Origin of the sequence: Diaphorobacter sp. JS3050, from assembly GCF_013154915.1 — a bacterium.
Taxonomy (GTDB): domain Bacteria; phylum Pseudomonadota; class Gammaproteobacteria; order Burkholderiales; family Burkholderiaceae_C; genus Diaphorobacter; species Diaphorobacter nitroreducens.
In genome coordinates this window covers 1,247,255-1,272,091 of sequence record NZ_CP053553.1, presented here as the reverse complement: position 1 = coordinate 1,272,091, position 24,837 = coordinate 1,247,255, and the positions used below count along the sequence as shown (strand labels likewise).

The window sequence follows — 24,837 nt, the reverse complement described above, 5'->3', positions numbered from 1 at the left end:
CTTCAGGCGTGAGCGGGTTTCACGGCGGGAATGGCCACCTTGACGGAGCGTCCGGAGATCGCCGTCACCCAGACGTTCCATGCCATCACCAACATACCGCCGAGGTACAGCAGACCGCCAAAGAAGCGGATCGCGTAGAACGGATAGGTCGCCTTGACGCCTTCCACGAAGGTATAGGTCAGCGTGCCGTCGGGGTTCACGGCGCGCCACATCAGACCTTGCATCACGCCAGCAATCCACATGGCGGCGATGTACAGCACGATGCCGATGGTGGCCATCCAGAAGTGCAGTTCAATTGCTTTGATGGAGTGCATCTTCTCCTTGCCGAACAGGCGAGGCACCAGGTAATACAGCGAACCCATGGTGATCAGACCCACCCAGCCCAGCGCGCCTGCGTGCACGTGGCCCACAGTCCAGTCGGTGTAGTGCGAGAGCGCGTTGACGGTCTTGATGGACATCATCGGGCCTTCGAACGTGGACATGCCGTAGAACGACAGCGACACGATCAGAAAGCGCAGGATGGGGTCGTCACGCAGCTTGTGCCAGGCACCGGACAGCGTCATGATCCCGTTGATCATGCCGCCCCAGCTGGGCGCCAGCAAGATCAGCGAGAACACCATGCCCACAGATTGCGTCCAGTCAGGCAGCGCGGTGTAGTGCAGGTGGTGCGGACCCGCCCACATGTACGTGAAGATCAGCGCCCAGAAGTGGACGATGGAGAGGCGGTAGCTGTACACCGGACGGCCAGCCTGCTTCGGGATGAAGTAATACATCATGCCCAGGAAGCCGGTCGTGAGGTAGAAGCCCACGGCGTTGTGGCCGTACCACCACTGCACCATGGCGTCCTGCACGCCTGCGTAGGCGGAGTAGCTCTTCATGAAGCCCGCCGGAATGGCCGCACTGTTGACGATGTGCAGCAGCGCCACGGCGATGATGAACGCACCGAAGAACCAGTTGGCCACGTAAATGTGCTTCACCTTGCGCTGGCCGATCGTTCCGAAGAACACCACCGCATAAGAGACCCACACGGCAGCGATCAGGATGTCGATCGGCCATTCCAGCTCGGCATATTCCTTGCCGGAGGTATAGCCCAGCGGCAGGCTGATGGCCGCCGCTACGATGACCAGTTGCCAGCCCCAAAAAGTGAACGCCGCCAACTTGGGCAGAAACAGCCCCGCCTGGCAAGTGCGCTGCACCACGTAATAGCTGGTGGCGAACAGGCCACAGCCGCCGAATGCGAAGATCACGGCATTGGTGTGCAGCGGACGCAGCCGGCCATAGCTCAGCCATGGAATGCCGAAGTTGAGTTCAGGCCAGGTCAGCTGGGCGGCGATGAACACGCCCACCAGCATGCCGACCACCCCCCATACGACAGCCATGATAGAAAACTGGCGTACTACGGTGTCGTCGTAGTGCGCAACTCTTGTTTGTGAAGAATCCATCGGGCACCTCTAGTATTTGCAGTAAAAAGTTTTAACCAGGCTCGCAGTGGGCCTATTGACGAACATCAACCGTCCCTCAGAATGCGCTCCCCCTCCTGATCGACGTTCTCAAATTGGCCACGGTAGACGGCCCACCACAGTCCCGCCAGTACAAACAGCACCAGTACGACGGAGAGCGGAATCAACAAATACAGGATGTCCATATCAGACGACCTCCAAGGGCGTGCTCACGGCACGTGCGGCACCAGCGCAGTCGCCGGAACTCTCGTGGCTGAGCGGGTCCGGCAGGCGCGCCAGGCGGGCGGCGTTGAGCACGACGAGCAGTGAACTCAGCGCCATGCCCAGGCCTGCGAGCCAAGCCGGCATGTAGCCCGCAATCGCCAGGGGCACGCACAGCGCGTTGTATGCAGCCGCCCACCACAGGTTCTGGCGGACGATGCGCAAGGTGCGCCGCGCCAGCCAGAGCGCCTGCGCAACAAGGGCGAGATTTTCGCCCATAACCACGAAGTCGGACCGTGACTGGGCCAGGGGCACGGCGCGGCCGAACGCAAACGAGACATGCGCACCGGCCAGCACGGGGCCGTCGTTGAGCCCGTCGCCCACCATCGCCACATGGTGTCCTTGCGCCTGCAACGTCTGCAGATGCGCGAGCTTGTCCTGCGGGGTGCAGTCTCCCCGGGCCTGGCCGATGCCGGCCTGGGCAGCCACCCGCTGCACGGACTCGGCCCGGTCACCGGACAGCAGCTCGACCGCCACGCCTTCGGCGCGCAGCCCGCGCACGACCGCCGCGACCTCGGGGCGCAGTTGTTCGCTCAGCACGAACCGCGCGATTTCCACTGCCGCACCTTCGCATTCCATGGACAGCACGACCTGCGGCCCCGCATCGCCGCCTACGGCAGGCACGCGTGCATGGGCCGCAGAGCCCAGGCGCAAAATCGTTTCCTGTGCGTGTGACGGTGACGATGCACGGGCCACCAGGCCTGCACCCGGCAGCTCCTGCACGGCATGGACCGTCCAGCCCGCGGGCGCCGCGGCAGACTGCGCGGCCGATGCCAGCGCGCGCGACGCGGGATGCAGTGAATGCGCCGCCAGCGCCGAAGCCAGGGCCAGCGCCTCGCCTTCGCCCCAGCCGGCCCCTGGCGCCACATGTACGCTATGCAGCGCAAGTCCATCGCGGGTCAGCGTGCCCGTCTTGTCGAAGACCACCGTATCCACCGCGGCCAGCGCCTCCAGCCCCTGCAGGTTGCGCACCAGCACGCCCCGCCGCGCCAAGGTGCCCGCAGCCGTCAGCATGGCGACCGGCGTGGCCAGAGACAGCGCGCAGGGGCACGTAACGATGAGCACCGCCACCGCCACCATCAGGGCGTGGCTGGGGTCGCTCGGCCACCACCACACTGCCGCCAGACCCGCGGCCAACAATACCGCCACCAGGAAAGGCCGGGCCACCCGGTCCGCCAGCTGCGCCAGGCGGGGCTTTTGCAAAGACGCGCTCTCCATCAATGCCACGATCTGCCCAAAGCGCGTCTCACTGCCCAGCGCCAAAACCTCCACCGTGACCGGTGCCCGCAGGTTGTAGCTGCCCGCCGTCACGCGGCTGCCTTCGGGTCGGTCCACAGGCGTGGATTCACCGGTGAGCAGCGCCTCGTCGGCCTGGGTACCGCCTGAAAGGATGCGGCCATCCGCGGGAAAGGCCTCCCCCGGCAACACGCGCACCACGTCTCCGGCCTGCAGACGGCGCGTGGCCACGCGCGTGAAGCTGCCGTCTTCCGCCCGCCGCTCCACGCTGTCGGGCAACCGGTTCATCACGGCTTCCAGCGCCCCTGCCGTGCGATCGCGCAGGCGCAGCTCCAGCCAGCGGCCCGTGAGCAGGAAAAAGACGAACATGGTCAGCGAGTCGTAGTAGACCTCGCGGCCAAAGGGGCCGGTCGGATCGAACGTGCCCGCCATGCTGACCACGAAGGTGATGAGCATGCCCAGCGCCACGGGCAGATCCATGCTGACCCGCCGCTGCCGGATATCGCGCAGCGCGCTGGAGAAGAATGGCCCGCAGGCGAACAGCACCACCGGCAGGCTGATGACCCAGGAGGCCCAGCGCAGCAGTTGTTCCATTTCCATGGTCAGGTCGCCGGGCATGGCTTGGTAGGCAGGCCATGCGTACATCATGACCTGCATCATGCAAAAACCCGCCACCAGCCAGCGCCACAGCGCCTTGCGGTTCTCGCGCTGGCGCTGCTCCCGCGCCAGCGCATCCAGGGCAGGCAGCGCGCGGTAACCGGCCTTCTGGACCGCGCCCATCCACTGCGACGGCCGCACCCGTCGCGGGTCCCATACCACGCGTGCGCGACGGGTGGCGGCGCTCACGTCCGCTTCCGCCACGCCGGGCACACGCCGCAGGGCTTCCTCGATGGTCAGGGCGCAGGCGGCGCAGTGCATTCCGTCGAGCACCACATGCGACTCCCACGGACCCGCCTGGGCATCCGCACCTGCGGGGGTGGATGCGCAGGGCTTGCCAAAGGCCGACCATTCCTGGGGGTCATCAAGCAGCGCGACCTCATCCGGTGCAGCCGTGGAGAGGGGCGACGCCCACGGGTCGGCATCAGGATTTGACATAGCCTCAAGACTATTCGGATTGCACGAAGGACTCATTGACTTGAATCAAGACATGGACCACGAACTATCCTATGCTTTTACCGTTCTTAACGAAATGAGGCGCTGCACATGTACAAACGCATCCTGATCGCCACCGACGGTTCCCCCCTGTCGCAAAAGGCCGTGGAAAGCGGGCTCTCGCTGGCGGGGCTCACAGGTGCGTCGGTGGTCGCCCTGAAGGTCGTTCCCCGGTATCCGCGCAGCTATTTCGAAGGTGGCCTGCCCGTGGACGCCGCGGACATCAAGCGCATCGAGAAGCAGTGGGCGGATGCGGCCCAGGAACTGGTGGACAAGGTCAAGGTGCAGGGCACCGAAGAAGGCGTGACCGTGAAGACCGTGATCGCCAAGTCCGACCTGATCGCCGAAGCCGTGATCGCCGCCGCCAAGAAGCACAAGTGCGACCTGATCGTGATGGCCTCGCACGGCCGCAAGGGCATCAAGCGCCTGCTGCTGGGCAGCGAGACGCAGCACGTGCTGACGCACTCGCACATTCCGGTGCTGGTGCTGCGCTAAGCATCAAATCAGGCTCTAGCGCCCTACCATCAAGCGCTAGCAGCTATCATAAAAATAGCAAAAGGCGGCCCAGGCCGCCTTTTTGTATTGCAATGCCGCGCCGGCTCAGGCGAACAGCCCCTTGTACTGGTCGCGCAGCAGGTTCTTTTGCACCTTGCCCATGGTGTTGCGCGGCAGTTCGGTGGTGACGAAGCAGCGCTTGGGAATCTTGAAGTTGGCCAGTTGGCTCTTAAGCGATGCGATGACCGCGTCGCCATCCACCTTTGCACCGGGCTTGGGGATGACCACCACCACACCCACTTCGCCGAAGTCCGGGTGCGGCACGCCGACCACGGCGCTCTCGGCCACGCCGGGCATCTCGTTGATGTAGCCCTCGATCTCGGCCGGGTAGACGTTGTAGCCACCGCTGATGATCAGGTCCTTGCTGCGGCCCACGATGCTCACGTAGCCGCGCTCATCCACCTTGCCGACGTCGCCGGTCTTGAACCAGCCGTCGGCGCTGAACTCTTCCCTGGTCTTCTCGGGCATGCGCCAGTAGCCCTTGAACACGTTGGGGCCCTTGACCTGGATGTTGCCGATCTCGCCCACGGGCACCGGCTTGCCGGCATCGTCCACCACGCGCAGGCCCACGCCGGGCAACGGAAAGCCCACGGTGGAGCCGCGGCGCTCGTCCTGCCCCCCATGGCGCGCGTCGGCCGCGTAGGGATTGCTGGTGAGCATGATGGTCTCGCTCATGCCGTAGCGCTCCAGGATGGTGTGGCCCGTGCGGTCCTGCCATTCCTTGAAAGTCTCGATGAGCAGCGGCGCCGAGCCCGCGATGAACAGCCGCATGTGGCTGGCCGCGGCCTGGGTCAGCGCCGGCTCGGCCAGCATGCGCACGTAGAGCGTGGGCACGCCCATGAACACCGTGGCGCGCGGCATGGCAGCAATCACCGCCTTGGGGTCGAACTTGGCCATCCAGATCATCTTGCTGCCATTGATCAGCGCACCATGGATGGCCACGAACAGGCCGTGCACGTGGAAGATGGGCAGCGCGTGGATCAGCACGTCGCCGGGCTTCCAGCCCCAGTAGTCCTTGAGCACCTGGGCATTGGACAGCAGGTTGCCATGCGTGAGCATCGCGCCCTTGCTGCGTCCCGTGGTGCCGCTGGTGTAGAGGATGGCAGCCAGGTCGTCAGCCTTGCGCGGGACGGCGCGGTGCTCGTCGCCGAAGTGCGCGGCGCGCTCCAGCAGGCTGCCGGTGCGGTCGTCGCCCAGCGTGAACACATGTTGCGTGCCGGCAGTAAAGGCGATCTTCGACACCCAGCCGAAGTTGCCCGGCGTGCAGACCACCACGGCCGGCTCGGCATTGCCGATGAAGTACTCGATCTCTGCGCTCTGGTAGGCGGTGTTCAGCGGCAGGAACACGTAGCCGGCGCGCAGCGTGGCCAGGTACAGCAGCATGGCTTCGACCGACTTTTCCACCTGCACGGCGATGCGGCTGCCCTCGGGCAGCTTCAGCGATGCCAGCAGGTTGGCGATGCGGGCGCTGGCGCGGTCCAGGTCGCGCCAGGTGTAGAGCAGCGGCGCGCCCGCGGCCGAGGCGGCCTCGACGGCGGTCTGGTCCAGGTCAGCAGGAAAGGCGGCGCGCAGCGCGGAAAACAGGTTCTGGGAGGAGGAGCTCATGGTGGTGCACACACAAAGGATTCAGAAAACGGGAGCGCGCTTGGCCAGGAAGGCGTTGATGCCCTCGCGGTGTTCGGCGCTGTCGGCATAGGCGTAGGGGTCGGCCAGCGCGTTATGCGCTATCAAATCAGAAGCTGCTTGCGCTTGCTGGTCGGGCACTAGCGGCACATTCTTCCGTATAGCGCGCAAGGTCTGCTTGTTGAGCCGGGCCGCACCGGGCGCGAGGGCCGCGATGCGCAGCGCCGTGCCCAGGGCTTGCGCGTCCAGCTGCTCGGCGTCGACCACGCGGCTCAGAAAGCCCCGCTGCGCCATCTCGGCGGCGCTGAAGGTGGCCGCCTCCAGCAGCATCTGGCGCGCCGTCACGTCGCCCACGGCACCCGCCACCAAGGCGGCCTCGCGCGGCGCCATCGGAAAGCCCAGCTTGGCGATGGGCGCGCCGAAACGCGCGCCGGCAGCGGCAATGCGGATGTCGCAGCAGCTGGCGATCTCCACGCCCGCGCCCATGCAGGCGCCTGCGATACGCGCGACGATGGGCACGTCGCAGTCCAGCATGGCCGCCAACCCGCCCCAGACATCGCTCTCGTGGAAGTCACGCAGCTGCGCGGGGTCGAAGCGAAAGGCGGGGTACTCGGAAATATCCCCCCCCGCGCAGAACGCCTCCCCTGCCCCCTCGATGAGCACGCAGCGCACGCCATCGCTGCGCTGGATGTCCTGGAACACCGTGCGCAACTGGCGCCACATGGCGCGCGACATGGCGTTGAGCCGGCCCTCGTGGCGCAGCGTCACGCGCACCACGCCGCGGCCGGCGGCCTCTCCTGCGGCCATGGCCGCGACAACTTCACCTGGCATGCGATCGGACTCTCTTCGTGGGGGTGGAGGCGGCGCCACTGGAGGGGCGCCGCAGTGGGGGACTACATCACTCCAGCTTGGCGCCCGAGGCCTTCACCACCTGCGCCCAGCGCTTGATCTCGCTGCTGACCATCTTGGCGAAGTCCGCCTGCGACAGCGTGCCGAACTCCGCGCCGTTGCCGGCCCAGATGGCCTTGAGCTCCTCGGCCTGGCCGAGCTTGCGGATCTCCTCGACGATGCGCGCCTGCAGGTCGGCCGGCGTGCCCTTGGGCGCCCACAGGCCATACCAGGTGGACACGGTGTAGTCCGGCAGGCCCACCTCTGCCGCGCAGGGCACGTCGGGGAAGGCCGGGTTGCGCTTGGAGCCCGACACCATCAGCGCCTTGATGCGCCCGCCCTTGATGTGCGAGGCCGACGAGCCCAGGCCGTCGAACAGCATGTCCACGTTGCCGCCGATCAGGTCCTGCAGCGCAGGTCCCGCGCCGCGATAGGGGATGTGGGTGATGAAAGTCCCCGTCTGCAGCTTGAACAGCTCGCCCGCCAGGTGGTGCGAGGTGCCCGAGCCGGCCGACGCATAGTTCAGCTTGGCGGGGTTGGCCTTCACGAAGTCCATGAACTGCTTCATGTTGGTGGCCGTCACGTTGCGCGGGTTCACCACCAGCACCTGCGGCACGTTGGCCACCAGGGCCAGCGGCACGAAGTCCTTTTCCAGGTCGTAGTCCAGCTTGGGGTACATGGACGGTGCAATCACATGGTGCACGCCACCCATGAACAGGTTGTAGCCATCGGCTGGCGCCTTGGCCGCTACGCTGGCACCCACGGTGCCGCCCGCGCCGCCGCGGTTGTCGATCACCAGCGTCTTGCCCGTGGATTTGGCGAACTGCGCAGCCAATGGGCGCGCAAAGGCATCCGTGCCGCCGCCCGCGGGGAACGGCACCACCATGTTGACCGGTTTGGTCGGCCAGCCGCTGGCGCCTTGCGCCCAGGCACCGCCCGTGGCCAGCGCCAGGCCCGCAGCGCCGGCTGCGCCGGCTGCGCGCAGCATGTCACGGCGTTGCAGCGCGGCGGTGGCGATCTGGCTCAAGTTCTCTCTCTCTCGCATGGCGTTGTCTCCTGTCTTTCTGTTGTGAAAAGGGTGGGTTGGCAGGTGCTCAGGGGCGGCGCGCCCGCTCGGCCAAGGCCGCCGAGGGCAGCTGGGCGCGAGCATACAAGGCCAGCCGCGCCCGCTGGCGCCGAGGCAGCGCGCCGTCAGTCACGGCACAGGCTGTCGATATCGCCCGACACGGGCACGCGCCCCTGCGCAAGCAGGCCGTGGTGCTTGTCGATGCGCTTGAGGTCATACAGGTAGTTGACCATCAGCCCGAAGGACTGCTTGAGCCCCTTGGCCGACGGGTCGCCCGCCCAGTTCAACCGCTCCACGCGCGCGCCATTGCCCAGGTGAAAGCGCGCCACCGGGTCCACCGGCTTGCCGTCGTGCAGCTCGCGTCCCAGGTAGCGCGCCGCGCACTGCATGAGCAGCTGGCGCACGGGTGACTTGGGCGGCAGCTCCAGCGCCTTGTCGGCCGCGGCCAGCACATGCGCGGCCTGCGGCGGCTCGAAGCCCACGGCGCGGCCCAGTTCGGCCAGGCGCTTCTCGTCGAGCTGCTCCAGCTGCGCGGCGCAGTTCTTGGACAGCCAGGAACGAAAGCCCGGGATCGGCGAGAGCGTGGCGAAGGTGCGCAGGCGCGGGAATTCCTGCGTGAGCGTCTCGGCCACGTGCTTGATGAGCGAATCGCCGAAGCTCACGCCGCGCAGCCCCGTCTGCGTGCTGCTGATCGAGTAGAAGATCGCCGTGGTGGCACGCTGGATGTCGGCGGCCTCGGCGGCCTCGTCCAGCAGCGGGGTGATGCTGGACGAAATCTCGTTGACCAGCGCCACCTCCACGAAGATCAGCGGCTCATTGGGCAGGCGGGGGTGAAAGAACCCGTAGCAGCGGCGGTCGCTGTCCAGTCGGTTCTTCAGGTCCGCCCAGCTGCGGATGTCGTGCACCGCTTCGTACTTGATGAGCTTTTCGATCAGCGAGGCGGGCGAATCCCACGACAGGCGCCTCAGTTCGAGGAACGCCACATCGAACCAGGTGGAGAACAATTGCTCCAGCTCCGCGTCCAGCGGCAGCAGGCGCTTGTCGCTCTTGAGCAGGGGCAGCAGCTCGGCGCGCAAGTCCACGAGGAAGCGCATGCCTTCCGGAAACACCGCAAAGCGCTGCAGCAGCCGTGTACGCGGCGACACCATGGCGCGGCGCAGGTGGGCTTCGGCCTGGGGCGCATCGTCGGTGCCGGCGGCGGCCTCGTAGCGCTGCTGGGCCGATTTGAACCGCGTGGCATCGGGCGCGAACTGCTCGCACATCAGCAACCACAGGTCGCGCCGCTCTTCGGGCGTGGCCTCGGCGTACCACGCGGCAATGGCCTGCGCGCGGCGCCCGCCTTCGATCTCGCTCACGCGCGGGGCCACCACTTCCTGCAGGTCGGTCAGCAACCGGCGCAGCACGCGGGGCGACAGCGCCTCGCCGCTCCTGCGCAGCGTGGCCTGCAGGCGCTCGTGCGTGGAGCGTTCGGCCGCAGGCTTGGGCGGCGCGGCGCTTGCGCCGTCCTTGTTCTTGCTGGCGGCTTTGCTGTCTGCGGACCGCAGGCGGTCCACGTTGCGCGAGATCCAGGTGGAGGCGGCGTTCATGGTGTGATCCGTGAGGGGTGGTTGCGTGCAAGCTCGCGCAGCGCGTCGCGCTGCGCCAGAAGGTGGTTGCGCATGGCCTGCTCAGCCGCGGCGGCGTCGCCCTTTTGGAGTGCGGCGAACACCTGCCGATGCTCCGACAGGCTCTGCTGCAGCCGGCCGGGCACCTGCAACGTCTGGTGCCGCGCCAGGCGCAGGATCTTGCGCAGGTCGCCGATCACCTGGGCCAGCCAGCGGTTGTCCGCCAGGGTGATGAAGGCCTCGTGGATGGCGTAGTTGGCTTCGTAGTATTCGGTGATGCGCCCCGCCTCGGCATGGTCCTGCAGGCGCTGGTGCAGCACCTGCAGCGCGTCGATGTCGGCGGGGCCTGCGTGCTCGGTGGCCTCATAGGCCGCACGGCCCTCCAGCAGCGCGATCACGGGGAAGATCTCCTGCAGATCGCGCTCCGTGATCTCGGCCACGAAGCAGCCGCGGCGCGGCTCATGGCGCAGCAGCCCTTCCGCCACCAGCACCTTGAGCGCCTCGCGCAGCGGCGTACGCGACACGGCCAGCCGCTCGCACAGCGCGGCCTCGTCCACGAAGCTGCCCGGCGCCAGTTCGCCCGCAAAGATCTGCTGACGCAGCATCTCGGCGGCCTGGTGGTGCAGGGAATTGGCGGGCGGACGGCGCATGGTGAATGGGCGGCAGGCGTTATGACGTCACGAATGGCACACAAGTGGTCGCGAAACTGCATCATTTCGCGTAATTTTCAATAATTATGAAAGCATGCCAAGCCGCCGGGATGGGGACTATCCCTAGCGGGGCATATTGACGCAACGCGGCAACACTCCGCCACCGCGCCGCCCGCAAGGAACAATCAAAAATGAGAGCTGCCGGCGCTTGCTGGACAAGCGCTGGCGCCTTCTTTTATGCAAATCCCTCCGGAGCATCCTGCCGCTGCGCCCAGACCCACATCGCCACCCCGGCCGCCACCATCGGGATGCACAGCCACTGCCCCATGCTCATGCCCAGCGACAGCAGGCCCAGGAAGCTGTCGGGCTCGCGGAAATACTCGGCCGTGAAGCGCAGCACGCCATAGCCCACGAGGAACGCCGCCGCTACCTCGCCACGCTTGCGCGGCTGGCGCGCATACAGCCACAGCAGCACGAACAGCAGCAGACCTTCGAGCAGAAACTGGTAGATCTGCGACGGATGGCGCGGCAGCATGGAGCCGCTTTGCGGGAACACCATGCCCCAGGGCAGATCCTGCGGCGCGAAGCGCCCCCACAGTTCGCCGTTGATGAAGTTGCCGATGCGCCCGGCCGCCAACCCCGTGGGCACGCAGGGCGCTACGAAATCGGCCACCTGCAGCCAGGGCCTGCGGCGCGAATGCGCAAACCACAGCATGGAACCGATCACGCCCAGCAACCCGCCGTGAAAGCTCATGCCGCCCTGCCACACGTAGAAGATCTCCAGCGGGTGGCTCAGGTAGTAGCCCGGCTTGTAGAACAGGCAGTACCCCAGCCGCCCGCCCACCACCACGCCCAGCACGCCCAGGAACAGGATGTCCTCCACGTCCTTGCGCGACCACGCCTGATCGCCACGCAGGGATGCGTAGGGCTGGTGGCTCAGGCGGCGCATGCCCAGGAACATGAACAGCGCAAAACCGGCCAGATAGGTCAGGCCGTACCAGTGGATGGACAAAGGCCCGACCTGCAGGGCCACGGGGTCGATTTGGGGGTACATCAGCATGGCGGGCATTGTGCCGCAGGGCCGTGACACGCCCGCGCCCGTCCAACGCTGCCAGGATGAGAATGCGCCTGCGTACGGCCCGCATCCAGGGCGCCCGCGCCCGGGAATTGACGGCCGCCATTGAACCGGCGCGCAAGGCGCCGGATACTCACGCCATCACCACCCCCACGAGAACAACAACATGCAAGGCCACCCGCAAGTCATCGACTGCCTCAAGGATCTGCTGCGCGGCGAGCTGGCCGCGCGTGACCAGTACTTCATCCACTCCCGCCAGTACGAGGACCAGGGCCTCACCCGCCTGTACGAGCGCATGGGTCACGAGATGGAGGAGGAAACCCAGCATGCCGACGCCATCCTGCGCCGCATCCTGATGCTGGGCGGGCGCCCCGACATGCGCCCGCACGACTTCACGCCCGGCGAATCCGCGCAGGAGATGCTGCGCAAGGACCTGGACACCGAATACACCGTGCAGGCCCGCTTGAAGGCCGCGATGGCCCTGTGCGAATCCCACCGCGACTACGTGAGCCGCGACATGCTGCTGGCCCAGTTGCGCGACACCGAGGAAGACCACGCCTACTGGCTGGAAAAGCAGCTCGGCCTGATCGAGAAGATCGGCCTGCCCAACTACCTGCAAACCCAGGCGGGCGGCCCTTCGGGCTCGTGAGGCTGCGGCGCTCTCAGGCGCCGGCCGGCACGTTGACCATGGTGGCCTGCATCAACGCCACCACCTTGTAGTCGGGCCCATCGCCCGTGTACGCGCGCACTTCGCCGGTGCACACGGTGAGCATGCGCCCGGCGTTTTGCACCTTGCCCACGGCCAGGAAGCGCGTCCCCATGGCGGGCCGCATGAAGTTGGTCTTGAATTCCGCCGTGACGATCTCGCAGCCGGGGGGCGAGCGGGTCAGCGCCGCGTAGCCGCAGGCGCTGTCCACGATGCTGGTGATGGCCCCCGCGTGCACGAAGCCCTGCTGCTGCGACAGGTGGGTGGAAAACGGCATCTCGATATGCACCTCACCCTCCACCACCAGCGCCAGGCGGGCGCCGAGGGTGGCCATCAAACCTTGTGCCGCGAAGCTGGCTGCGATGCGTTGCTGGAACTCGTTCATGGGCGATGGCATTCCGTTGCTACAACAAAAAGAGCTGTTGGCGCTGGCAGCGTGGCCATTTGAAGCTCAAACGCACCTGTAAATCGCGTCCGTCCAGCGCGAGCAGCTCATAAATCAGGAGCGCACACCCGGCATGGGCGTGCACCGCACCACGTCAGTCCAGCAGCGACACGTCGCGCACGGCGCCCTTGTCGGCCGACGTCACGAGCTTGGCATAGGCCTTGAGCGCGGCCGAGACCTTGCGCGGACGTGGCTGGGTGGGCTTCCAGCCCCTGGCGTCCTGCTCGGCGCGGCGCTGGGCCAACTCCTCGTCGCTCACCAGTACGTTGATGGTGCGGTTGGGAATGTCGATGCGGATGCGGTCGCCGTCGCGCACCAGGCCGATCGCGCCGCCGGCTGCCGCCTCGGGCGAGCAGTGGCCGATGGACAGGCCCGAGGTGCCGCCCGAGAAGCGCCCGTCGGTCAGCAGCGCGCAGGCCTTGCCCAGGCCCTTGGATTTGATGTAGCTCGTGGGGTAGAGCATTTCCTGCATGCCGGGGCCGCCCTTGGGGCCCTCGTAGCGCACCACCACCACGTCGCCGGCCTTCACTTTGTCGGCCAGGATGTTCTCCACCGCCTCGTCCTGGCTTTCGACCACATGCGCCGGGCCTTCGAAGACCAGGATGGATTCATGAACGCCCGCGGTCTTGACCACGCAGCCGTCCTTGGCGATGTTGCCGGTGAGCACCGCCAGGCCGCCTTCCTTGCTGAAGGCGTGCTCTGCGGAGCGGATACAGCCCGCGGCGCGGTCCAGGTCCAGGCTGGGCCAGCGCACGCTCTGGCTGAAGGCGACCTGCGTGGGCACGCCGCCGGGGCCGGCCTTGTAGAACGTCTGGACGGCCTCGTCCTGCGTGCGCGTCACGTCCCACTGCTCCAGCGCCTCGCCCAGTGTGGGTGCGTGGATGGTGGGCACGTCGGTGTGCAGCTTGCCCGCACGCTCCAGCTCGCCCAGGATGGCGAAGATGCCGCCGGCGCGGTGCACGTCCTCGATGTGGTACTTGTCGGTGTTGGGTGCCACCTTGCACAGCTGCGGCACGCTGCGCGACAGGCGGTCGATGTCGGCCATGCTGAAGTCGATGCCGGCCTCCTGCGCAATGGCCAGCAGGTGCAGGATGGTGTTGGTGGAGCCGCCCATGGCGATGTCCAGCGTCATCGCGTTCTCGAAGGCCTTGAAGCCGACCGAGCGCGGCAGGATGCGCTCGTCGCCCTGCTCATAGTGCTGGCGCGCCAGCTCCACGATGCGCCGGCCCGCGCGCTTGAAGAGCTGCTCGCGGTCGGCGTGCGTGGCCACCACGGTGCCGTTGCCGGGCAGGGACAGGCCCAGCGCCTCGGTCAGGCAGTTCATGGAGTTGGCGGTGAACATGCCCGAGCAGGAGCCGCAGGTGGGGCAGGCATTGCGCTCGGCCTCGGCCAGGTCGGCGTCGCTCACCTTGTCGTCGGCGGCCATCACCATGGCGTCGATCAGGTCCAGCTTCTTGATCTGGATGGTGCTGGTGCCGGGCACGGCCTGCTGCACCTTGCCGGCCTCCATGGGGCCGCCGGAGACGAAGATCACCGGGATGTTCAGCCGCATGGCGGCCATGAGCATGCCGGGGGTGATCTTGTCGCAGTTGCTGATGCAGACCATGGCGTCGGCACAGTGCGCGTTCACCATGTATTCCACGCTGTCGGCAATGATGTCGCGGCTGGGCAGCGAATACAGCATGCCGTCGTGGCCCATGGCGATGCCGTCATCCACGGCGATGGTGTTGAATTCCTTGGCCACGCCGCCGGCGGCCTCGATCTCGCGCGCCACGAGCTGGCCCAGGTCCTTCAGGTGCACATGGCCGGGCACGAACTGGGTGAACGAGTTGACCACCGCGATGATGGGCTTGGAGAAATCGGCGTCTTTCATGCCGGTGGCGCGCCACAGGGAGCGGGCCCCTGCCATGTTGCGGCCGGCGGTGGAGGTCTTGGAACGGTATGCGGGCATCGTGGTTGCGGGAGATGAGTGGCTCAGGAAAGTCGATGGGCCCGTGCGCTTGGGGGCCTGCGCGCGCCGCAGCGGAAACCTCTTGAGCCCCGCCCTAGGCAAAACCGTTTGATTATGTCGTAGCCCCGGTACCCACGTTGGCGCCCTGGCCCCGCATTCACCCGCATGGACAGCCGCTGCGGCGGCGTCCACACTCGGCCGTCTCGCCACCGCAGAAGCAGGACCCGCCATGACCGACCCGCTGCCGCTGAACCGCCGCTCCGCCCACATCACGCAGGGCAAGGCGCGCGCGCCCAACCGCTCCATGTTCTACGGCATGGGCTACCAGGAGGGCGACTTCGCCAAGCCCATGGTGGGCGTGGCCAACGGGCACAGCACCATCACGCCCTGCAACAGCGGCCTGCAACGCCTGGCCGACGCGGCCATCGCAGGCATCGAGGAAGCGGGCGGCAACGCCCAGATTTTCGGCACGCCCACCATCAGCGACGGCATGGCCATGGGTACCGAGGGCATGAAGTACAGCCTGGTGAGCCGCGAGGTGATTGCCGACTGCGTCGAGACCTGCGTGCAGGGCCAGTGGATGGACGGCGTGGTCGTGATCGGCGGCTGCGACAAGAACATGCCCGGCGGCCTGATGGGCATGCTGCGCGCCAACGTGCCGGCGATCTACGTGTATGGCGGTACCATCCTGCCGGGCCGCTGGCAGGGGCAGGACCTGAACATCGTGAGCGTGTTCGAAGCCGTGGGCCAGAACGCGGCAGGCAGGATGACCGACCAGGAACTCAAGGACATCGAGCAGCACGCCATCCCGGGCACGGGTTCGTGCGGCGGCATGTACACGGCCAACACCATGTCCTCGGCCTTCGAGGCGCTGGGCATGAGCCTGCCCTACTCCTCCACCATGGCCAATCCGCACGACGAGAAAATGAACTCGGCCCGCGAATCCGCCCGGGTGCTGATCGAGGCCATCCGCAAGGATTTGAAGCCACGCGACATCGTCACGCGCAAAGCCATCGAGAACGCCGTGGCCGTGATCATGGCCACGGGCGGCTCCACCAACGCGGTGCTGCACTTCCTGGCGATCGCGCACGCGGCGGGTGTGGAGTGGTCCATCGACGACTTCGAGCGCATGCGCAAGAAGGTCCCAGTGATCTGCGACCTCAAGCCCAGCGGCCGGTACCTGGCCGTCGACCTGCACCGCGCGGGCGGCATTCCCCAGGTGATGAAGGTGCTGCTGAATGCCGGCCTGTTGCACGGCGACTGCATGACCATCACCGGCAAAACCATCGCCGAAACCCTGGCCGACGTACCCGACGCGCCACGGCCGGACCAGGACGTGATTCGCCCGATCGACAAAGCGCTGTACCGCGAGGGGCACCTCGCCATCCTCAAGGGCAACCTGAGTCCCGAGGGCGCCGTGGCCAAGATCACCGGGCTGAAGAACCCCGTCATCACCGGGCCCGCGCGTGTGTTCGACGATGAGCAGTCGGCGCTGCAGGCCATCCTGGACGGCAGGATCGTCGCGGGCGACGTGATGGTGTTGCGCTACCTCGGCCCCAAGGGTGGCCCGGGCATGCCGGAGATGCTGGCCCCCACGGGCGCGCTGATCGGTGCGGGCCTGGGCGAGAGCGTGGGCTTGATCACCGACGGGCGCTTCTCGGGCGGCACCTGGGGCATGGTGGTGGGCCACGTCGCGCCCGAGGCTGCTGCGGGGGGCACTATTGCGCTGGTGCATGAGGGCGACACGATCACCATCGACGCCCACCAACTGCTGCTGCAGCTGCACGTGGACGACGCCACGCTGGCACAGCGCCGCGCCGCCTGGCAGCCACCCACGCCGCGCTACATGCGGGGCGTGCAGGCCAAGTTTGCCTTCAACGCCTCCAGCGCCAGCAAGGGTGCGGTGCTGGATGACTTTTCATGAAAAATGCCGCCAACGCTTATCCAATAAGCGCCAGCAGCTATCAAAACAGGATCATTGCTGCGCCATCACCGCCCAAGAAAAACCCGCAGGGCGCGTGCACCGCTGCGGGTTGTCTGGACAGGGAAGAAGCCCTCAGCGCGGTCGGCGCGGACCCATGCCCATGGATTCCTTCTGTTTGTTGATGCGGTCCTTGCGACGCTGGTCCATCTTTTCCATGGCCTTGCGCTTGGTGTAGCCGGTGGCATCCGCCCAGGCCCACCAGGCCGCAGCTACCGCAAAAGGAGACAACACCCACCACCATGACCAATTCGCCACAGGGCCGATCTCCAGATATTTGAGAAGTATCAACAAGATGCCTAAAAGCAGCGCATACATGGTCACATCCTTTGGTGCCGCGCGAGCTTTGGCCTGGAGCCCGTCAACGGCGAACACTACAATCCCATTGAAGGCTAAATGTACCCCAACCCTAGAGGAAACCCCGCGATGAAGCGCACACTGATCACCCTCGCCATGACGCTGTCGGTTGCAGCCCCTGCATTCGCCGACCAGGCCCTGGCAACCTCCAAGAACTGCATGGCTTGCCACGCCGTGGACAAGAAGCTGGTGGGCCCGTCCTACAAGGACGTTGCCGCCAAATACGCGGGCCAAGCAGGCGCCGCAGACAAGCTGGCCGAGAAGATCATGAAGGGAAGTTCCGGTGTGTGGGGCCCCGTGCCCATGCCCGCCAACGCCCAGGTGAACGCCGCCGACGCCAAGAAGCTGGCGACCTGGGTCCTGTCGCTCAAGTAATCCAGAGGGGAAAGCGCCTTCGCGGCGCGCCCTGCAAAAAGGCCGCAGCGCTCACGCCCTGCGGCCTTTGTTATGGCGCAAGGGCCGTCAGAGCCTGAGTTCCGGCTCCGTGCGCACCGGCGGCACGGGCTGCACGGCTTTCGGCTCGCCCCGGCGGTGCAATTGGTCTTCCAACTGTCCCACGTAGGCGGCAGTGATGTTGTCCGATTCCTGCGCCCGCGCGCTCAGGCGCGCCTCCAGAGCGTCCAGGCGCGCCATCAGGGCGTCGTAGCCCGTGCGGTGCTGGGTTTCCAGGAACTGGCGCAGCTCCGTGAAACGCGATGCCTCCGCCCGGTCGGCCAGTTCGCGCTGCGCCGCCATCTCCTTGGCATGGCGGCGCGTTTCCATGAGCACAGAGCCCTGCAGCGTCAGCACATAGGCCAAGAAAAAGGCCCCCAGCAGGACGGTCAGCCCCAGCATGATGAGCCCCAGGGGCGCCTGCACCGTGGCCACGCCCAATGAAACGACGGTAGGCACCGAGAGCGTCGCCCAATTGAGTGCTGCCAACGCACCGATGGCCACGACGATCAATAAAAGGATGAGGGTTTTGAGCTTCATGCAAGGGACTCCTGATGGCCAGCTGGACCGCTATCTGTGTTCAACCCACGGGATGTGCGGCCAATGCGCGGGTTGTACCCCATGGCGGCACGCCCGTCATGGCCCAACCCGGTATTTGCGCCCTGCTCCTACAACGCCAGGGTTCAAAGCTGCTTCGCCCGAAACGAAAAAGCCGCCTGGCAAGAAGCGGCTTGGGTCTGCAAAACCTGGACGCTGACGCCTCGCGGCTTCACCCGCTGGGCTGGGCCCACCGATGCAGGTTTTGCCGACACGCCACATCTGCTGCGCAGATCGGAGTGCCGACCAACCCCGCAAGCGCTGCGCGCCGGCGCCTTGCGGCGCCTCCTGCATCAGTTGGACTGCGCCAACTGATCCAGGATTGCGGGGTTTTCCAGGGTGCTGGTGTCCTGGGTGATGGGTTCGCCCTTGGCGATCGAGCGCAGCAGGCGGCGCATGATCTTGCCGCTGCGGGTCTTGGGCAGGTTGTCACCGAAGCGGATGTCCTTGGGCTTGGCGATGGGGCCGATCTCCTTGGCGACCCAGTTGCGCAGTTCGGTGGCGATCTGCTTGGCCTCCTCGCCCGTGGGGCGCGAGCGCTTGAGCACCACGAAGGCGCAAATCGCCTCGCCCGTCAGGTCGTCGGGACGGCCCACCACGGCGGCCTCGGCCACGAGGTCCGTCTTGGCGACCAGGGCGGACTCGATCTCCATCGTGCCCATGCGGTGGCCCGACACGTTCAGCACGTCGTCGATGCGGCCCGTGATGCGGAAGTAGCCACGGTCGGCACTGCGCACGGCGCCGTCGCCGGCCAGGTAGGTGGTGCCCCCCAACTCTTCGGGGAAGTAGCTTTTCTTGAAGCGCTCGGGGTCGCCCCAGATGGTGCGGATCATCGAGGGCCAGGGCCGCTTGATCACGAGCATGCCGCCCGCGCCGTTGGGCAGGTCTTTGCCGGTTTCATCGACGATGGCGGCCTGGATGCCCGGCAGCGGCAAGGTGCACGAACCCGGCACGAGCGGCGTGGCACCCGGCAGCGGGGTGATGACGTGGCCGCCGTTTTCGGTCTGCCAGAACGTGTCCACGATGGGACAGCGCTCGCCGCCCACATGGCGGTAGTACCACATCCAGGCCTCGGGGTTGATGGGCTCGCCCACGCTGCCCAGGATGCGCAGGCTCGACAGATCCCAGTTCTTGGGGTGCACGCTCTCGTCGGAGTCGGCCGCCTTGATGAGCGAGCGGATGGCAGTGGGCGCCGTGTAGAACACCGTGACCTTGTGGCGCTCGATCATCTGCCAGAAGCGCCCGGCGTTGGGGTACGTGGGTACGCCCTCGAACACCACCTGTGTGGCACCCGCAGCCAGCGGACCGTAGGCCACGTAGGTGTGGCCCGTGATCCAGCCGATATCGGCCGTGCACCAGAACACGTCGTCGGGGCGAATGTCGAAGGTCCACTCCATCGTCACCTTGGCCCACAGCAGGTAGCCGCCGGTGCTGTGCTGCACGCCCTTGGGCTTGCCCGTGGAGCCGCTGGTGTAGAGGATGAACAGCGGATGCTCCGCGCCCACAGGCGTGGGTGGGCATTCGGTGCTCTGCCCGGCCAGGATCTCGGAGAAGGTCTTGTCACGCCCCGCCACCATGTCGCAGGCCGTGGCCGTGCGCTGGTACACGAAGACATTCTTGATGCTGTCGCAGCCGCCCATGGACAGGCCCTCGTCCACGATGGCCTTCAGGGGCAGTTCCTTGCCGCCGCGCAATTGGTAGTTGGCCGTGATCACCGCCACGGCACCCGCATCAATGATGCGCTCGTTCAGCGCCTTGGCAGAGAAACCGCCGAACACCACGCTGTGCGTGGCGCCGATGCGCGCGCAGGCCTGCATGGCCACCACGCCTTCCACGCCCATCGGCATGTAGATGAGCACGCGGTCGCCCTGCTGCACGCCATGCGCCTTCAGGGCATTGGCGAACTGGCTCACGCGCTCCAGCAGTTGCCGGTAAGTGACCTGGGTGACGGTGCCGTCGTCGGCCTCGAAGAGGATGGCGGCCTTGTTCTCGACCGGCGTGCCCATGTGCTTGTCCAGGCAGTTGGCACTGGCGTTGAGCTCGCCGTCGGCAAACCACTGGTAGAACGGCGCCTTGGACTCGTCCAGCGTCTGTGTGAACGGCTTGGTCCATTGCAGGTGCTCGCGCGCCAGGCGCGCCCAGAAGCCCTCGGGATCCTTGTTGGCTTCGGCGCACAGGGCCTCGTAGCCGGCCATGCCCGACACGCGGGCCGCCTTCACCACGCTATCGGCAGGCGGGAAGACGCGGTTCTCCACCAATACGGATTCGATGGCATTGGACGATGCACTCATGGGTTTGTCTCCTGAAGCTAAGAATTTTGAGTGGTACTTTCAGCCCTGGTACTTACAGGCCACTGACGGAGCGCCACAGCATACGGCAGCGCTCCAGCGCCATGCCCTGGCATGCGTGAAATGCCTGACGGTGGCATGTCTTCGGGGCGAAACGGGCTGCCCCTAAAATGGCGCGCCTCACCTTCCCGACGCATTTCCCGTCACCATGACTTCCCCTTCCCCCCATTCCGCCCACATGGCAAACGCCCCGCTGCGCCCCCTGCCCGCCCTGATCTTTGCCAGCCGCTGGCTGCAACTGCCCCTGTACCTGGGCCTGATCGCCGCCCAGGGCGTCTATGTCTGGCACTTCCTGCTGGAACTGTGGCACCTGGTGGAAGCGGCTTTCGGCCACGAGGCCGCGCTGCAGGCGCTCATCACCAGCATCGGCTACAAGCCGGACGCGCCCGTCACCTCGCTCAACGAGACGGTGATCATGCTGGTGGTGCTGGCGCTGATCGATGTGGTGATGATCTCCAACCTGCTCATCATGGTGATCGTCGGGGGCTACGAGACCTTCGTGAGCCGCCTTGGCCTGGACCGCCACCCCGACCAGCCCGAGTGGCTGGGCCATGTGAACGCCTCGGTGCTCAAGGTGAAGCTGGGCCTGTCGATCATCGGCATCAGTTCGATCCACCTGCTCAAGACCTTTATCAACGCCGCCAACTACAGCGAGAAGGTGCTCATGTGGCAGACCATCATCCACGTCACTTTCCTGTTCAGCGCGCTGGCCATCGCACTCACCGACCGGCTGCTGCACACCTCTGAGGAGAAGCACTGAGGCATGCGGCCGGTCACCCGGCCAATCGCCCGCAAACCCATGGAGCGCCCGCGCTCCATGGGTTTTTTGCTTCAAAAGCCCTCCAGCGCCCATGCAGCAAGCGCGAGCAGCTATTAATTTTGCAGCGATCGGCGAGCCTGCCATCCGTCCACGCGCGAAATAGCACAAATCAAAAAACCCGTTTTTTGACTAAAAAATACCGAATAACTATACTTTCACGGTGTTTTACAACCTGCCACGCAGGTAATTCGCTCTTTGTGGCTGCGTTGCCCGAGAGCGCCCCGTGCCAACGCGCCTCCCACTGCTGGCGGCCCTGGCACACAGGCCGAAGTATTCGCCCCTGATGCCCCAGGGTGCCCTGCCGCCAATGCGCGGCGCACGGTACCCGCGTGACTGCGCAAGTCCTCAGCCAGACCTCTTGCGCCGCGCACCCAGGCCCTTGCGCACCGTTCGCGTGCCATTCGGGCCGATCTGGTCACTTTTCGTGTCCGCCCTCTTCCCGGCCCTGCAGGCCGCGCCCGTCGATTGGCGACGCGCGTGCCCTCGCAGGGACGCCGCATCGGGGTCGTGTGTGCCGCTTTGGCCTTTGCGTTCCTGCCGCCATTGGTGCGGCAGGGGCCCGTTCAACCCGTCACAACCGAGGAAGGACCCACACGGTGGCCAAGCAAATCATCATCGACCATGTCTTCAAGGTCTTCGGCGACACGCCGCAGGAAGCGCTGCGCCTGGTGCAGCAGGGCCTGAGCAAGCAGCAGATCCTGGAGCGCACGGGCCATTCCATCGGCGTGTTCGATGCCAGCTTCACCATCGAGGCCGGCGAAATCTTCGTCGTCATGGGCCTGTCGGGCTCGGGCAAGTCCACGCTGGTGCGCATGCTCAACCGCCTGATCGAGCCCACCAGCGGCCGCATCCTGGTGGACGGCCAAGACATCAACCGCCTGGGCGACCGCGAGTTGCGCGCGCTGCGGCGCAAGGACATCAGCATGGTGTTCCAGTCGTTCGCCCTGATGCCGCACATGACGGTGCTGGACAACGCCGCCTTCGGGCTGGAACTCGCCGGAGTGGACCGTGCCGAGCGCCAGCAGGCAGCGCAGGAGGCCCTGCAGCAGGTGGGCCTGGGCGCCTGGGGCGCCAGCTACCCCGACGAACTCTCGGGCGGCATGCAGCAGCGGGTGGGGCTGGCGCGCGCGCTGGCGGCGGACCCGTCCATCCTGCTCATGGACGAGGCGTTCTCCGCGCTGGACCCCATCATCCGCACCGAGATGCAAAGCGAGCTGCTGCGCCTGCAGCAGATCAAGCGCCGCACCATCGTCTTCATCTCGCACGACCTGGACGAGGCCATGCGCATCGGCGACCGCATCGCGATCATGAAGGACGGCCACGTGGTGCAGGTGGGCACGCCCGACGAGATCCTGCGCGCGCCTGCCAACGACTACGTACGCAGCTTCGTGCGCGGCGTGGACGCTGCGGCGGTGTTCAAGGCGGCCGACATCGCGCGCCAGGCGCTCACCGTGGTGTCCGAGCACGACGACCGCGGCTGCCGCGCGGCACTGCGCCTGCTGGAGGACTCGGACCGCGACCACGCCTACGTGCTCAACAGCCGCAAGCGCCTGCTGGGCGTGGTGTCGTCGCAGTCGCTGCGCGAAGCGCTGCACGGCCGCCAGGGCGCGCTGGGCCTGCACCACGCCTTCTTACCCAATGCCCAGCCGCTGGATGCCTCCACGCCGGTGGCGGACCTGTTCGGCCCCATGAGCAGTGCGCCCTGCCCGCTGCCGGTGGTGGACGAGGACGGCATCTACCAGGGCGTGATCAGCCGCACCACGCTGATGAAGTTCCTGGACCGCGACACGCCGCCCGTGCCGCCGCCGCAGGCGGAGGTGCCACCCATCCAGCTCAACCCCCACTTCCCGGCGCAAGCCAGCACGCCGGTGGCAGCGCCCCGCTAAGAACAACACAAGGAGAGGACACGCATGAACGACACAACGCAAGAGACCGCCGCCATCGACGATCCCTGGGCACCCGCCGACGCCGCGCCCGCTCAGGCGCAAGCACAAGCCAGCGACCCCTGGGCCGCCGACACGGCGCTGCAACCCGCGGATGCCGATCCGTGGGGCGCTGGCGGCACCGCCGGCACCGATGCCACGGCCGGCGTGGACTGGCTTGACGCCGCGGCGGCGCCGATGCCCGAGCCCGACGCCGGCCTGGCCGGCCTGTGGCAGCAGATCGCCACGGACGGCCTGCCCGTGCAGGGCTGGATCAACGAGGGCCTGCATTGGGTGGTGGAGAACTTCCGCCCGTTCTTCCAGGCGGTGCGCGCGCCCATCGACGCCACGCTCACCGGCGTGACCGACCTGCTGCTGGCCGTGCCCGCGCCCGCGCTCATCGCGCTGGTCACGCTGCTGGCCTGGCAGTTCGCCGGCCGCGGCCTGGCCGTGGGTGCGGCGCTGTCGCTGGGGCTGGTGGCGCTCTTGGGCATCTGGCCCGACGCCATGGTGACGCTGGCGCTGGTGCTCACATCGCTGTTGTTCTGCGTCGTCATCGGCCTGCCCATGGGCATCGTGCTGGCGGCCAGCGAACGCGCACAGCGCTGGACGCGCCCGCTGCTGGACGCCATGCAGACCACGCCCGCCTTCGTGTACCTGGTGCCGGTGGTGATGCTGTTCGGCATCGGCAACGTGCCGGGCGTGATCGTGACCATCGTGTTCGCGCTGCCGCCGTTGGTCCGCCTGACCAACCTGGGCCTGCGCCAGGTGCGCCCTGATCTGATCGAGGCCAGCCGCGCCTATGGCGCTTCGCCCCTGCAATTGCTGTGGAAGGTGCAGCTGCCGCTGGCCATGCCCTCGATCATGGCCGGCATCAACCAGGCGCTGATGCTGTCGCTGTCGATGGTGGTCATCGCCTCGATGATCGCCGTGGGCGGCCTGGGCCAGATGGTGCTGCGCGGCATCGGCCGGCTGGACATGGGCCTGGCCACCGTGGGCGGCCTGGGGATCGTGCTGCTGGCCATCGTGCTGGACCGCCTCACCCAGGCCATGGGCCAGCCGCGGCGCGCCAGTGCGCGCTGGTGGCACACCGGCCCCGCGGGCCTGGTGCTGCGCGCCGTGCGCGGCAAGCCCGCAGCGCCCGCATCGCAAGCCGCCCCGCTTGCCACCCCCGCAACTCCGCGGCCTGACACCACTCCCGTTCACCACCAGAAAGGAAACCCCGGATGACTCTTCTGTCGCTGACCTCTCCCACACACACTGCACGTTCCGGCGCATGCGCCGCCCTCGCCCGCCGCCTGCGCGCGCCGCTGGCCGCGGTTGCCGCGGGTCTGGGCCTGGCGCTGGGCGCCACCGCTGCGCTGGCCCAGCCCACCGCCCTGCCCGGCAAGGGCGTGAAGGTGCTGCCTCTCAAGAGCTCGATCGCCGAGGAGACCTTCCAGACACTGCTAGGGCCTGTTCACACTATTTTTGCCAGTGCGAATGGCGTGAAAACCGCGCCAATCTAGGCGCGTGACGACGCCAAGGCCGGGGCCTTGGCTAGGAGGGCAACGACGAATGGCGCGGTTTTCACTCCGTTCCCTCCGGGTTGCGATCAAAAAGGGCCATTCGCGGCGTTGCCAAGCCTCGCTGGGGTAGCACCCCAGCTTCGTTTGGCGCCTTGCGCCTGGCCCTTTTTGATCGCAACGCATCTGGCAAAAATAGTGTG

The 24,837-nt window shown here is 66.8% G+C and carries 22 protein-coding genes; 8 read left to right on the top strand and 14 right to left on the bottom strand.

The genetic code is table 11. The features are described 5' to 3' along the window. Positions 1-2: 2 nt before the first annotated feature. The 3 genes from ccoN to HND92_RS06255 all read right to left on the bottom strand — a co-directional run bounded on the left by ccoN (position 3) and on the right by HND92_RS06255 (position 4,052). Positions 3-1,442 carry a cytochrome-c oxidase, cbb3-type subunit I gene (gene ccoN, locus HND92_RS06265; protein WP_011804519.1) on the bottom strand — a complete coding sequence of 480 codons (1,440 nt, stop codon included), beginning with the start codon at positions 1,440-1,442 and terminating at the stop codon, positions 3-5. Positions 1,443-1,507: 65 nt separating this feature from the next. After that, positions 1,508-1,645 carry a cbb3-type cytochrome oxidase assembly protein CcoS gene (gene ccoS, locus HND92_RS06260; RefSeq protein WP_011804518.1) on the bottom strand — a complete coding sequence of 46 codons (138 nt, stop codon included), beginning with the start codon at positions 1,643-1,645 and terminating at the stop codon, positions 1,508-1,510. Between the two features lies 1 nt (position 1,646). Then, the gene (locus tag HND92_RS06255; RefSeq protein WP_172206537.1) at positions 1,647-4,052 is read right to left on the bottom strand and encodes a cation-translocating P-type ATPase; all 2,406 of its coding nucleotides are present in this window, start codon (positions 4,050-4,052) and stop codon (positions 1,647-1,649) included. Positions 4,053-4,160: 108 nt separating this feature from the next. On the opposite strand from HND92_RS06255, the gene HND92_RS06250 reads away from it, so the two are divergent. Continuing rightward, positions 4,161-4,604 carry a universal stress protein gene (locus HND92_RS06250; RefSeq protein ID WP_172206536.1) on the top strand — a complete coding sequence of 148 codons (444 nt, stop codon included), beginning with the start codon at positions 4,161-4,163 and terminating at the stop codon, positions 4,602-4,604. Between the two features lie 105 nt (positions 4,605-4,709). Here the strand turns inward: HND92_RS06250 and HND92_RS06245 are convergent, their stop codons facing one another. The 6 genes from HND92_RS06245 to lgt all read right to left on the bottom strand — a co-directional run bounded on the left by HND92_RS06245 (position 4,710) and on the right by lgt (position 11,555). Beyond that, on the bottom strand, positions 4,710-6,269 hold the full coding sequence (locus HND92_RS06245) for a malonyl-CoA synthase (protein WP_172206535.1): 1,560 nt from the start codon (positions 6,267-6,269) through the stop codon (positions 4,710-4,712). Between the two features lie 21 nt (positions 6,270-6,290). Beyond that, positions 6,291-7,118, bottom strand: coding sequence for an enoyl-CoA hydratase/isomerase family protein (locus tag HND92_RS06240; RefSeq protein WP_172206533.1), 828 nt, complete (start codon positions 7,116-7,118; stop codon positions 6,291-6,293). A 67-nt stretch (positions 7,119-7,185) separates the two neighbouring features. Next, positions 7,186-8,220 carry a tripartite tricarboxylate transporter substrate binding protein gene (locus HND92_RS06235; RefSeq protein ID WP_011804513.1) on the bottom strand — a complete coding sequence of 345 codons (1,035 nt, stop codon included), beginning with the start codon at positions 8,218-8,220 and terminating at the stop codon, positions 7,186-7,188. 146 nt (positions 8,221-8,366) lie between these two features. Beyond that, the gene (locus HND92_RS06230) at positions 8,367-9,827 is read right to left on the bottom strand and encodes a malonyl-CoA decarboxylase (protein WP_011804512.1); all 1,461 of its coding nucleotides are present in this window, start codon (positions 9,825-9,827) and stop codon (positions 8,367-8,369) included. After that, entirely contained in the window at positions 9,824-10,495 is a 672-nt protein-coding gene (locus HND92_RS06225) for a GntR family transcriptional regulator (RefSeq protein WP_011804511.1), read from the bottom strand. The genes HND92_RS06230 and HND92_RS06225 overlap by 4 nt, the downstream gene beginning before the upstream one ends. Positions 10,496-10,730: 235 nt before the next feature. After that, the gene (gene lgt, locus HND92_RS06220) at positions 10,731-11,555 is read right to left on the bottom strand and encodes a prolipoprotein diacylglyceryl transferase (RefSeq protein ID WP_172206531.1); all 825 of its coding nucleotides are present in this window, start codon (positions 11,553-11,555) and stop codon (positions 10,731-10,733) included. 181 nt (positions 11,556-11,736) lie between these two features. On the opposite strand from lgt, the gene bfr reads away from it, so the two are divergent. Beyond that, positions 11,737-12,219: a bacterioferritin gene (gene bfr, locus HND92_RS06215; protein WP_172206529.1), complete on the top strand. Its 483-nt coding sequence runs from the start codon at positions 11,737-11,739 to the stop codon at positions 12,217-12,219. Positions 12,220-12,232: 13 nt separating this feature from the next. On the opposite strand, the gene HND92_RS06210 is transcribed toward bfr, so the two are convergent. After that, entirely contained in the window at positions 12,233-12,661 is a 429-nt protein-coding gene (locus HND92_RS06210) for a PaaI family thioesterase (RefSeq protein ID WP_015912712.1), read from the bottom strand. Between the two features lie 154 nt (positions 12,662-12,815). Continuing rightward, entirely contained in the window at positions 12,816-14,672 is a 1,857-nt protein-coding gene (ilvD, locus tag HND92_RS06205; RefSeq protein ID WP_172206527.1) for a dihydroxy-acid dehydratase, read from the bottom strand. A 229-nt stretch (positions 14,673-14,901) separates the two neighbouring features. Between ilvD (HND92_RS06205) and ilvD (HND92_RS06200) the strand changes: the two genes are divergently transcribed. Next, positions 14,902-16,596, top strand: a complete 1,695-nt coding sequence (gene ilvD / locus HND92_RS06200; RefSeq protein ID WP_172206525.1) for a dihydroxy-acid dehydratase — start codon at positions 14,902-14,904, stop codon at positions 16,594-16,596. 132 nt (positions 16,597-16,728) lie between these two features. Here ilvD (HND92_RS06200) and HND92_RS06195 read toward each other — a convergent pair whose 3' ends face one another. Then, on the bottom strand, positions 16,729-16,971 hold the full coding sequence (locus HND92_RS06195; protein ID WP_011804505.1) for a TIGR04438 family Trp-rich protein: 243 nt from the start codon (positions 16,969-16,971) through the stop codon (positions 16,729-16,731). Between the two features lie 108 nt (positions 16,972-17,079). Between HND92_RS06195 and HND92_RS06190 the strand changes: the two genes are divergently transcribed. Beyond that, positions 17,080-17,385: a c-type cytochrome gene (locus HND92_RS06190; protein ID WP_011804504.1), complete on the top strand. Its 306-nt coding sequence runs from the start codon at positions 17,080-17,082 to the stop codon at positions 17,383-17,385. An 87-nt stretch (positions 17,386-17,472) separates the two neighbouring features. Here the strand turns inward: HND92_RS06190 and HND92_RS06185 are convergent, their stop codons facing one another. Both HND92_RS06185 and acs read right to left on the bottom strand, forming a co-directional pair. Beyond that, positions 17,473-17,982 (bottom strand): hypothetical protein, encoded by a 510-nt coding sequence (locus HND92_RS06185; RefSeq protein WP_011804503.1) that lies wholly within the window; start codon positions 17,980-17,982, stop codon positions 17,473-17,475. 350 nt (positions 17,983-18,332) lie between these two features. Continuing rightward, positions 18,333-20,330: an acetate--CoA ligase gene (gene acs, locus HND92_RS06180; RefSeq protein ID WP_015912709.1), complete on the bottom strand. Its 1,998-nt coding sequence runs from the start codon at positions 20,328-20,330 to the stop codon at positions 18,333-18,335. A 205-nt stretch (positions 20,331-20,535) separates the two neighbouring features. Between acs and HND92_RS06175 the strand changes: the two genes are divergently transcribed. The 4 genes from HND92_RS06175 (at position 20,536) to HND92_RS06160 (ending at position 24,637) form a co-directional block, all read left to right on the top strand. Further along, positions 20,536-21,147 (top strand): TIGR00645 family protein, encoded by a 612-nt coding sequence (locus HND92_RS06175; RefSeq protein ID WP_172206523.1) that lies wholly within the window; start codon positions 20,536-20,538, stop codon positions 21,145-21,147. Between the two features lie 656 nt (positions 21,148-21,803). Beyond that, positions 21,804-23,093 carry a glycine betaine/L-proline ABC transporter ATP-binding protein ProV gene (gene proV / locus HND92_RS06170; protein WP_015912707.1) on the top strand — a complete coding sequence of 430 codons (1,290 nt, stop codon included), beginning with the start codon at positions 21,804-21,806 and terminating at the stop codon, positions 23,091-23,093. Between the two features lie 24 nt (positions 23,094-23,117). Next, the gene (gene proW / locus HND92_RS06165) at positions 23,118-24,359 is read left to right on the top strand and encodes a glycine betaine/L-proline ABC transporter permease ProW (protein ID WP_172206521.1); all 1,242 of its coding nucleotides are present in this window, start codon (positions 23,118-23,120) and stop codon (positions 24,357-24,359) included. Continuing rightward, a complete protein-coding gene (locus HND92_RS06160; RefSeq protein WP_371814866.1) occupies positions 24,356-24,637 on the top strand; it encodes a hypothetical protein in 282 nt (93 codons plus the stop codon). Before proW ends, HND92_RS06160 begins: the two co-directional genes overlap by 4 nt. Positions 24,638-24,837: the final 200 nt, after the last annotated feature.